The organism is Streptomyces sp. CRN 30 (genome assembly GCF_034105845.1).
The window spans coordinates 18674-29652 of the sequence record NZ_JAVRHI010000056.1 but is presented as its reverse complement, the minus strand read 5'-3'; the positions used below and the strand labels follow the sequence as shown (position 1 = coordinate 29652).

General features: G+C 70.4%; 7 protein-coding genes. 6 read left to right on the top strand and 1 reads right to left on the bottom strand.

Features of this window, described 5'->3' with window-relative positions; translation table 11 throughout:
* Nucleotides 1-219, top strand: a 219-nt coding sequence (locus UW392_RS05490) for a transposase (RefSeq protein WP_320773720.1), incomplete at its 5' end; no start/stop codon positions are given.
* Between the two features lie 431 nt (nucleotides 220-650).
* Here the strand turns inward: UW392_RS05490 and UW392_RS05480 are convergent.
* Nucleotides 651-1508: an SAM-dependent methyltransferase gene (locus tag UW392_RS05480; protein WP_320773719.1), complete on the bottom strand. Its 858-nt coding sequence runs from the start codon at nucleotides 1506-1508 to the stop codon at nucleotides 651-653.
* A gap of 588 nt (nucleotides 1509-2096) precedes the next feature.
* Between UW392_RS05480 and UW392_RS05475 the strand changes: the two genes are divergently transcribed.
* From UW392_RS05475 to UW392_RS05455, 5 genes are all read left to right on the top strand, one after another.
* Nucleotides 2097-2435, top strand: a complete 339-nt coding sequence (locus UW392_RS05475) for a trypco2 family protein (RefSeq protein ID WP_320773718.1) — start codon at nucleotides 2097-2099, stop codon at nucleotides 2433-2435.
* Nucleotides 2436-2703: 268 nt separating this feature from the next.
* Complete coding sequence (locus UW392_RS05470; RefSeq protein WP_320773717.1) at nucleotides 2704-5952, top strand: tetratricopeptide repeat protein; 3249 nt, start codon at nucleotides 2704-2706, stop codon at nucleotides 5950-5952.
* A gap of 190 nt (nucleotides 5953-6142) precedes the next feature.
* Nucleotides 6143-8569, top strand: coding sequence for a hypothetical protein (locus UW392_RS05465; RefSeq protein ID WP_320773716.1), 2427 nt, complete (start codon nucleotides 6143-6145; stop codon nucleotides 8567-8569).
* Nucleotides 8566-8976, top strand: coding sequence for a DUF5955 family protein (locus UW392_RS05460; protein WP_320773715.1), 411 nt, complete (start codon nucleotides 8566-8568; stop codon nucleotides 8974-8976). The genes UW392_RS05465 and UW392_RS05460 overlap by 4 nt, the downstream gene beginning before the upstream one ends.
* Before the next feature lie 105 nt (nucleotides 8977-9081).
* Complete coding sequence (locus UW392_RS05455; protein WP_320773714.1) at nucleotides 9082-10683, top strand: hypothetical protein; 1602 nt, start codon at nucleotides 9082-9084, stop codon at nucleotides 10681-10683.
* The last annotated feature ends 296 nt before the right edge of the window (nucleotides 10684-10979 follow it).

The following is a 10979-nucleotide window of genomic DNA, read 5'->3' as shown; positions in this document are numbered from 1 at the left end:
CTCGTGCACTACCCGTCCAAGCTCGCACTGTCGAAGCTGGTCAACTCCCTCAAGGGCGTCAGCTCCCGCTACCTGCGCGCCGAGTACACCGGGCGCGTCAACCGGACGGGGATGGGTTCGGTCTTCTGGTCCCGCTCGTATATCGCGGCGTCCTGCGGCGGAGCGCCACTGTCGATCATCCGTCAGTACATCGAGGGGCAGCGCCGTCCTCTGTCATGACGTCACCGAACAACGCCGCTCCGCGCCGTTCCGTTATCCCGCCCCGGCTGAAGCCGGGGATACCCAACGGAGGAACTGATGGTGAACCACAATGCGCCGTCCGGTCCGGCAGCGACTCCGTAGGGCCCGGCCTCACGGCCGGAAACGGGAAACTCCGTGATGGAAACGGTCTGCCGAAGCGGCATGGGCGGATTCCCTCGGTGGCGGCCGGAAGAAGGGCGACTGCGGATGCTAGCCCGGCCACGGCCTCCCCGCTCCTGAATATCTCCGGCGGCACGGCTGAACGGCTGCGCTCTTACCTCGGGTGACAGCAGGACGCCGATGACGAGCCCTGAAAGCGGCTGCGGGAAGCGGAAGCCGCCGTCCCGGGCGGACGGCCGGCGCGACGTCGTCGGCGCTGCTGTCCTCCGTACCGCACGTGCGGTGTTGCCTCACTCCTGCTCGGTACGGCGGAAAGCGAGGTGGGCCACGGAGAGGCGGCCCGTGCTGAACGTCTCACGTTCCAGTGCGAGGTAGCGGATCGTCGCGTCGTGCGCGTGTGCTCCCCAGCGGGCGCCGATGGTCTCGCGCGCGTCGGTCGCCCGCGAGCGCCACGCGTCCAGTGTCCGTACCCAGTCCTGTCGGTGGGTCCGTACCGACAGCAACTCCCAGAGGCCCTGCGCGGCAGTGAGGATGTTCGGCAGAGCGGGAGGCTTGCCGGGGGGCTGTGCTGCCTCCTCCAGCAGGTTCTTTCCCTCCTCGTGCGCCGCGGCGTCCAGTCCCTTCGGGCCGGTGACGATGACTTCGAGGCCGAGCCCCGCGGCGGGCTTGGTCCACTCGTGTGCCCGCAGGAAGAAGTCCCGCAGCGCGGCCACTTCTTCGTGCTGCTCCGGCGACCACGCGCCGGTGACGTATTCGAGCGTGCTGATACTGACCACCGCGTCGTACCGGCGAGTCGGCCGGAACGCCGCGTACGGCACGCGGTCGACCGTGACCCCAGGCGTCGCGCGCCGTCGAACCTCCCGACACTGATGTTCGCCGGGGTCGATGCCGTGGGCGGAACGTGCCCCGCTGCGCTGGACGAGGTGATCGAGCATGGCTCCGAAACCGCACCCCACGTCCAGGACGTCCATGCCGGGGCGCACTCCGGCCAGTTCAGCGATCCGTTCGAGCTTGCGTCCCTGGGCGTCCTCCAGGTCGGCGGCGCCCTGCCACAGGGCACAGCTCAGGGTGGGCCGGCTGTCGGCCCAAGCCCGGTGGTAGTCGGCATCGTCCTGCAGGACGGGCGGCGTCGGTTCGGCCTGAGCCATCGGTGCTCCTCACTCCCTGGTCACCAGGGCCGGATCGTCGGTCAGCGGGTCGGATCGCCCAGGGGCGAGGAACAGGCGGCGGTCATCCGCGTACCGTCCGGTCCGGACCCGGCCCCATCCCCGGTGTCGAGCTGTGGCGGACGGCTGAGACTGTCCGTCCGGTATCCCTCCGCGGCATCCATGGCGACGCTCCCTCCCGGACCGCCTCGGCGTGGACACGGGGGCCGAACTCGTCTCGGTTCCGCGTGACAGTCGCGGTCTTTCCGGAACGCTGCCCACGTCCTCAACGGCACGAAGACCAGCAGCGGTAAACCACACGTCCTGACGAAACGCCCCACCGGCCGAAGCGCTGAGAGGTACACGAAACAGGTCTCGGTCCGGAGTTCGGAGGCGTGGGGCAGCTCGCGGAAGTCTCCGCCATTGCCGTCCGTCCTGCTCGTAGCCGTCCATGCTCGTGTCCTCGTGAATCCGGTCGACGGCATTCCGCGGACAGGGCTGTTGAAATGCAATTTAATAGGTAGATACGAGGAATGCTGTCGAGCGCGTACAACAGCAGGCGGCTGAGTCGCCGCCAGGGAGGGCTTCTCGGTGGAAGGCAAGACCGGTACCGATGTCGTAGGACTGGAACTCGCCGACGCGATCACGCTGCTGCGGGCTCAAGTGGCCGAGGCACAGCGGCGTATCGCACGTCCGGAGGCATCCTCGGACGGGGCAGATCGAGGCGTGCTGTTCACTCTGGGTGAGGTGACGCTGGAACTGGGCTTGGAACTGACACGTAGCCGGGGCGCGGACGGTGCTCTCAGCTTTCATGTCGTTTCGCTGGGCGGTAAAAGGGAAAGGGCGGCGACGGCCACGCACACGATCTCGGTCCAGTTGATGCCCCACCGTTTCGACGGTGGCGATGTCGACGTAAGTGACGAGGAGTGAACAAGACTCGTACAACTCGGGCGTCGTCGAGTGGGGGACCTCTATGGAGTTCGAACGTCTGGTGCAGGTCAGGGTGGCCAGGGCTGGGTCAGCAGCCCGGCCGTCGTTCTCTTCGGGCTATCTGATAGCGCCTCGTCTGGTGTTGACCGCGGGCCACACTGTCGCTGGTCCGCCCGGGTCAGTGAGCGTCTGCCGCCCCGGCAGCAGCGACACGAATGATGCGTCTGAGGCCCTGGCCACCGTGGGGTGGCTGCGTACCGACGACTTGGTGGATGCCGCGCTCCTGGAGATCGACGACACAGATGCCGGCGACGGGCACAGGTGGCGGGTCCCCGAATCGCTGACCGATCTGCACACTCGCCCCTCCCAGCGTTTCGGCCACCTCATCGGCAGCCGCCCTCATCCGGTCACCGCGGCCGGTTTCCCACGGATGCAGAAGGACTCCGCCAGCGGTCTTCGGCTGGACGAGCAGCTTCCGGGTCACATCGTTCCGGGCACGGGCCGGCTGGCCCGCCGCTACGAATTCTCCACTGTCCATCCCGTGCTGACGCCTCCGCCCTCCGTGAAGTCCAGTCGCTGGGCCGGCATGTCAGGAGCCGCCGTACTGGGCGCCGGCGCCGAAGACGGGGATGTGCTCTGCGGGGTGATCCGGCAGGACCGGCAGGCCGATGGTGGCTCGCGCCTGACCGCGACGCCTGCCGCCTTGCTCGTGGCCGACAACGGCTTCACCGCGCTGGTCAGCCGGCACACCGGCTGGAAGCCGGTCCTGGAACCCGTGGAAACCGCCGCCCTGTTCACTCCGGCCTCGCCCCTGCGTCTTCTCTACTCCCCCGCCGCCCTCCTGCGCGCCGACGCGGAGGCCGTCACCTTCGAGGGGCGCGGCGACGAACTCACCGAGTTGAGCGACTGGTGCCGCGGCGGCCCGTCGGCGCCGACGGTGGCGGTTCTGACCGGGCCCGGCGGGCAGGGCAAGAGCCGTCTGGCCCGCCGCCTGGCCGATACGCTCGGTCAAGAAGGCTGGGTCACGGGGCATCTGCGTTCCGACTTCACCGACCTCGACGCACCACCGGCTTTCTCCCCCCTGGATACCGCTCTGCCCCTCCTCATCGTCGTCGACTACGCCGAAACCCGTCCGCGGCTGCTGCGTCGGCTTCTCAGCCATCTCCAGCGGTCCCGGCACCGTGTGAGGGTTCTGCTCATCGCCCGGTCCGACGGACCGTGGCGCACCGACGCGCTGGGAGCCACCGCGGCGGTGCGCATGCTGCTCACCACCGCCCGCCTGGCACCACTGGCTCCGCTCCTTCCTCGCGGGCTGCCGAAGCAGGACCGCTCGGACGCCTTCGGCCGCGCTGTGAAGGACTTCGCCCGGCTGCTGCCTCACATCCCGAACATCCCTCCGTTCGACTGGGGGAGCCTTGCCGGGACCCTTGAATGCCCGTACGACCTGAGCCTCCCTCGCTTCGACACCGTCCTCGCCCTGCAACTGACGGCGTTGGTCCTGCTGCTGGAGAACGGGCCGGCACCCGCCGCCCGGAACCTCGACATGCCCGCCGAGGACATCCTCCTCCAGCACGAGGAGCGGTTATGGCAGGACAGCGCACACGCCCCGTCCTTCAGGCTTGAGCTGCCCACCCCGCTGCTGGCCGCAGCCGTCGCTGTCGCCGTCCTGTGCGGAGCAGCGGCTCAGGAGGACGCCGTCCGGGTCGTCGCCACGATCCCCGGCTTGCCCGACGGCATCGCACCGCGGACGGCCGCCTGGCTCACCTCGTTGTACCCAGCTGGGCCCGATCGCTTCTGGGGCTCACTTCAGCCCGACCCGATCGCGGAGTACCACGCTTCGCGCCTCCTTCTGTCAGGTGCGGTCAACATGACCGGCCTGCTGACCGCCGCTGCTCCAGCCCAGCAGGCGCAGGTCATCACCGTCCTGGCACGCTCGGCCATCGCTCATTCAAACGCCGGTCGTTCCGCGGACGGCAAGGCGGTGATCGTGGCGGTGCACACCGCCGTCAGCGACGCCGGTGTCACCTCTGAGGCGGCTCGGACGGCGCTGACGGCACTCCTCGTCCGGTCACGCGTCATCGGTCCGCTGGCCCTGCGTCTGGCCGAACAAGTGGTAAGGGCAGATGAGGAACGCGCGACAAAGGCTCCCGACGAATTCGATCTCGTCCACGCCAATTCACTGGGCGCTCTGGCTGTCTGGCTGACGGTCGCGGGACGGTATGCGGAGGCCACCCGCGCTGCCGAAAGCTCGGTGCGCGTCTATCGGCGTCTCGCCGAACAGGACGCGGACCTCCACCAGGTGCCCCTGGCCGGGGTACTGTCCATCGCGGGCATGACACTGGCACGGCAAGGCCGTACGGGACAGGCCCTGGAGTACGAACGGCAGGCCGTGACCATCCTGCGTCGTGCAGGCAAGGACGGAGCCCACTCCCACGACCCCTCCCTGGCCACTTCCCTCAGCAACATGGGAAGTTTTCTGGGCAGTTCGAAACAGTGGGTCGAGGCACTGGCCGCCGATGAGGAAGCCGTGGCGATCCGACGTCGTCTGACCCGGGACAACCCCACCGCCCACGAACACGCTCTCGCCTTCTCACTGTGCAGTCTCAGCTCCCATCTGGCAGCGCTGGGCCGACGAGCGGAAGCGCTCTTCTCAGCCCAGGAGGGAGAGGGACGCTACCGCCGACTGGCGCGAATCAACCCGGACGCCCACGAGGCAGGACTCGCGACCACCTTGATCACCCTGAGCACACGATTGGCGGAATCGGACCAGCACACACAGGCCCTCGCCCCTGCCGCCGAAGCCGTGGACATTCGGCGTCGTCTCGCTCGAAGCGACCCGGCTCCGTACGAACCCGAGCTGGCCGCTTCACTTACCAACCTCAGTATCCGTCTGTCCGAAGCGGCTCGGGAGGACGACGCTCTGGCCGCCTCGGAGGAGGCGGTCACCATCCTCACCGAGCTGGCTCAGGGCGATACAGGCCGGCACCAAGGCCCCTTGACCACCGCTCTGCTCATTCTCAGGACGCGATTGGCTGCGGTGGGACGACACGCTGAAGCCCTGCACCTGGCCGAGGCGACAGTACAGCTGAATCGCCGCGCGGTCAGCGAGGATTTCGTCGCTCACGAACCCCACCTGGCCTCCTCGCTGTTCGGTCTGGCCCTTCTGGCCTCAGCGTTGCAGTTGCGAGCACGAGCGCGTGTCGCCGTTGAGGAAGCGATCAGTGTTCTCCGCCGCCTGATCCAGCTCGACGGCCCTCTGCACAGGCAACCACTGGCGGACGCGCTGGCCCTGCTGGCCGTCATCCGCACCAACTCGGGCGAGCCTTCCGCCGCGCTGCGGGCAGCGGGCGAAGCGGTGGATCTCTACAGGGCCGAAGCGACCACGACGCCCCTGGCGCTTCCGCCCCTGCACACGGCGCTCGGGCTGCAAGCGAGGCTACTCGACCAGTTGGGCCGCCGTGAGGACGCATCGCGCATCCGACGGTGGCTGACGAGCAATCCACTCCCCCAACAGTGATTCGCCGCTCGCAACCCGAGGCGTGGCGGTGCTGGTCGCCGGCCGGCACCGGTAGGGCGCGTCCGACGCGTACTTCCGCGTACTTCGCGGCTGTCTCGTGGCCAAGTCCGCCGTTCGGGGCCGGAGTGGCGGGGGAATGCCCTAGAGTGCGGCCACTGCTCTCGGGCAACGGGGAGGGGGAGTACCCCAGATGTCGACGACCGGGCGTTCCTCGCCTGCCGTACGGGTGCGTCTCGCGCTGCTGGTCCTGATCGTCGTCGCGGCCGGCAGCCCCTGGGCGCAGCGGCCGCTGCTGGACTTCTACGTGCGGAAGTTCTACGTCGAGCAGTCGGACAACGATCCGCTGCGCTGGGCGGTGGAGGCGGGCTTCTCCCCGGGCTGGGACGTGTCCGCCGAGCGGTACGCCGGCACGGCCGGTCTGATCGCCAACAACCTGAGCGTCCTCGTGCTGCTGGTGCTGCTCGTGCTCGCCGCCTTCCGTCTGACGGCGCGCCCCGGCGGCCGGCGCCGGCGGGTCTGTTTCGTGGCGGGCGTGGTCTCCGCCGGGCTGGCGAGCCTGGTGGAGCTGGGCCTGTTCATGGCCCTCGTCGAGGACGCGGAACTCGGGCCGGCCCGCACGCTCGCGATCAATCTGGGGCGCGGTGCCCTGCTCTTCGGCTCGGTGCTCGGTCTGCTGCTGGCCGTGCTGTCCGCCGGACGGCCGGGCGCGACACCGGTGGCCGGGCGCGCACGGCGGCGGCCGCACCACGCGACGCGCCACGCGACGCATCACGCGACAAGGGGGACATCCATGACGACCGCGACCGCACCCGTCGCCATGCCGGTGGGCAGAGTCCCGGGGGACGTCACCCGGTACCTGTGCGCGGCGGCCTACGTGGACGAGCACTTCGCCGACCGTGTGGTGGAGGACGTCCTGGCCGACGAGACGGCCGCCGTGGCCTCCTCCCCCGGGGTCGACCCGGCGGCGGTCATACGGCACTGCCTGACGGCGCGGGATCTGCGGTTCCGGCGCGATGCGCGGCTGACGGCGGTGTTCATGGCCGTCGCGCTGCTCGCGCCCCTGTGGCTCGCCGCCGTCATGACGTTCCTCGGAGTGCTGCGGCGGGCAGGCGACCGGACCAGTTTCGCCGTCCGTGGCCGACGCCTCCCCGGTGGCGGGGCGCTGGTGCGGCTGGGTGTCTCGGCCGCTGTGGGCGTTCTCCTCGTCGTCTGCTTCGGGGTGGTGTTCTCCGGTCTGCCGGTGGACGGATTCGCGAGCTGGCTGCTGGGCTCTTACCTGGCCGGGGTGCCGGCCGTGCTCGCTGCCCTCGGCGGCGCGGCGTGCGCGTACCTGACGGTTCTCCGTCACGACCGTGAGGTGGACCGGCTGTTGCGGGCCACCCTGACCAGGAAGAAGTACCGGACGCCGCGCGGCGGCACGGAGGGACGGCCGCAGTGGGTGGCCGACCGGCTGGCCGCCGTCGAACGGGCCGCGCAGAGCAGGGCCATCGTCTACAGCGGGTTCAGTCCGTTCGTCGGCTGGTCGGAGACGAGCGCGCAGTGGTCCCTCGCGGTGCCGCTGCTCCCGGCCGACGACCCGACGGGCCTGCGGGCACGCCCTGCCGGTCCCCGGTCCTTCACGGTCGAGCAGCTCGTCGACCACCTCCGGCAACAGCTCGGCGCGCTCACCGGCGGCGGCAACGAGGTCGGCGTCACGGGCGTCGGCGCCAACGGCGGTGGCGCCAACGGCGGTGGCGCCGACAGCGACAGCGCCAAGGGCGTCGGCGTCAACGGCGGCAGTGGCGGCTACGGGGCGCAGGACGGGAACCTGCCCGCGAGTCTGGTGATCGAGGACCGGGTCCTCGCCGACGGCACCGCCCTGCGCGGCGACGACGCGCGCTTCTTCGCCCCCGATGTCCTGGCCCCGGTCGCCGTCCTCCCGGACACGGCGGTCCGGGACATCATGCGTCATCCGGCCGGCAGCGTCCGCCACTGCCTGGCGATCCACGCGCAGCTGTGGGGCGGTGACGTGGTGCCGGCCACGTTCCTGCACGTCGCCACCGTGGGCCGGACGCTTCACCTGCACATCGACCACCACATGCTCGGCCCGGTCAGAGCCGCCTACCATGTAGTGGACCGCCTGGAGGGGACCATCACCTCCGCCGCGGAGCGCGCGCTGATGCTGGGTTCCGTCGCCCGCACCGGCCCCGCCTTCGTCGCCGCTCCCCTCCGCGCGCTGCGCCACGCCCGCTTCGAGTCCCGTCACTCCCGGCGGATGGCCGACGAGCTCACCGCCGTACGACAGGACCCGCTGTACGACTTCGGCGCCCGGACCAGCATCCGGGAACTGGCGCTGAGCCCCGAGTACCACAACTACTTCCAGCTCATGGACGGCCGGCGGATCACGTACCTGGTCGAGCGCCACACCCTGGCGATCGTGCGCGGGTTCCTCGACTCCCACGGCTACGACACCACCGACTTCCGCGCCCAGCAGCAGACCATCCTGAACCAGGGCCTCATCCAGCAGGGCGGAACGAGCATCATCGGCAACCAGGCGATCGGCGCGGGAGCGAACGCCACCCAGAACTTTCCCCAGCAGGCCGGATCGGCCGCCCCCGCCCGTCAGGAGACCCCGTGAGCAGCGACGACCGGAGTCGGCACGAACCACAACCACCCGTCAACAACGGGCTCGTCATCAACGGCGGCACCCACTACGTGGGCAACCAGGCCGTGGGGCAGAACGCCCGCGCGTTCTCCGGTGCGGTCTCCTTCCCGCCGCAGGACGCCGGGCAGGCCGCGCGTACAGCCGAACTCCTCGCGCAGGTCGAGCGGTTGCTGGAAGAACACCGGGCGGCGCTCGCCGACCCCGACGCCGTCGGCAGGGAACTGGGCCGGCTGCGGGAGGAACTGGACGAGGCCGAACCACAGCCGACGGTCCTGCGCCGCGCCCTGGGCCGCATCACCGAGTTCGTCCAGCCGGTGGGGCCGCTCGTGACGGCGGTCGGGCAGCTGGCGGCATCGGTCCAGGGCCTGCCCCTGCCCTGAGCCCGCCGTCCGACCGGGCACGAACGGCAGCTGCGGCGGCAGCGGCAGCGGCAGTGTTCGACGTCAAGTGTCCCGTCACTTCGACGCCATGGCAGAGTTTCCGCCGTGTACACGTCGAAGCGCGTCACCGCCAAGTCTCAGCGAATATCGGGCCGAGAAGGTGCCTCGCGCCCGGTCCGGTCCCTCCAGGCGGCGGGTGCGACGGTGGTCCTCGTCCTCGGCGTGCTGGCGGGGCTCCTCGGCTGCTCCGCCTTGTCGGACACCTCCCGTCCCGAGCTCGATGTGCCCTCCGTCCTCTACGTCTCGCGTGATCCCGAGGACGAGCCGAGGTTCGGCATCGAGGAGCACTTCGGGGAGCGAGGAACGGGCCATTACACGGTCGCCTTCGACGCGACGGACCTCAAGGGCGTCGCCGTCCTGAGAACGGGTCAGGACAACTGCCCGGTCCGGCTGCCCACCTTCCGCTGCGGTGGCGAGATCGTCGATCAGTGGCACGGCGGGAGCGGGCAGTCCTTCCGCGTGAGTCCCGCGGACGGGGCCGAGGCGGGCGACTCGGCAGTGCTGCGTTACCGGCTGACCTCGCCGGGCCTACCGAGCGTCACGGCGAGCACCCGCGTCGTCATCGGTAAACCGGTGCTGGCCATCGAGGCACGGGCGGACCGGAACAGTGTGACACCGGGCGGACGGGTCGCCGTATCACTGACCCTGCGCAACACGGGGAACGTTCCCGCCCGCGGAGTCTCGCTCTTCATCGGTACCCGCGACGGCATCCGGACGGCGGACAAGCACCGCAACTGCTCCTACCGCGGCACCGCTTCGGCCTGGTGCCGGCTGCCCGCCGACGATGTCGTCATCCCGCCCGGAGCGGCCTACCGCCTCGCCGCTCCCGAAGTATTCACGCTCGCCGCCGACGCCACCTACCCGACCGTCACCTTCGAGGCCGCCGGACTCGGGGAGGACTACGTCCCGCCGGAAGAGATGGTCTCGCAGTACGAGTCCGGCCGGGGAGCCGCGCTCCGCTACGTCCCCGGCCCCGGACCCGGACCCGGACCCGGGGACCAGGCCGGCCAGGACGAAGGCGCCGACGACGTGGGAGCGCACGCGACGGGTGAGAGCGCGGCGCACCTCCGGCTCGCCGTGCGCAGTACCAGCGACCTGGTCGCGGTCGCCGACACCGCGAGGGGGCCCGTCGGCAGCCGGGCGGACGTGCGAGTCGGTGTACGCAACGACGGTCCGGGCGCGCTCCCGGCCCACGTCGAGGTCGAGTTCGTGGTTCCGGCGGGCACCACTGTCGTGTCGTCGCCCTATGAGTTCGAGCGGGACGAGGAGGTGCTCGACCAGGTCTGCCGGGCCCTCGCCGCCGACGGCTCACCCCTGGCCGAAGCGTCCGTGCGGCAGCCGAGTGCCCGCCGGTACGTGTGCACAGCGGAAGCGGGGAAGGCGGGCGCCACCACGACCTTCCCCTTCACCCTCCGCATCGACAAGGAAATGGCGCATCGTGGCGGGCGGGTCACCGTCGCCGACGGCGACAGCGACCACCCGAGCAACGACCCGAAGAGCGTCAACGACAGTGCCGACGTCACGGTGTCCGTGTGGCCGGGCCCGGCTTGGGCCACTCCTGGTCTCTTCGCGACCGCCGGAATCGCCCTCGGAGTGTCCGCCCTTGCCACGGCTCTGACGATCTGGAGACGCCGACGCCCGCACTGACCGCCACGGGCGCCACGGGCACGACGGGCACGACGGGCACGACGGGGCGTGCACTCGGCCCGCGTCCCGGGCCTGTTCGACAAATGCATGCCAGCCTCAACAATCGCTCCGGAAACCCTCGGCGCATCCTGCCGGTGATCTTGCCGGCCGCCCTGGGCACAGCGGACAGACCCGTGCGCCGGTCCTGTGTCCGCGGCGGCCACGGCCGTTCCTCCGCGTCTTCGTCCCGCGAACCCATGTCGCGCCTCGAACGGCCGGACGCGCTGAGACGACGCAGCCGGACGAGAGGGCCCCAG

Bases quoted from the DNA above. Each gene is read 5' to 3' on its own strand.
- UW392_RS05480 (WP_320773719.1), bottom strand. From the start codon at position 1,508: ATGGCTCAGGCCGAACCGACGCCGCCCGTCCTGCAGGACGATGCCGAC.
- UW392_RS05465 (WP_320773716.1), top strand. From the start codon at position 6,143: ATGTCGACGACCGGGCGTTCCTCGCCTGCCGTACGGGTGCGTCTCGCG.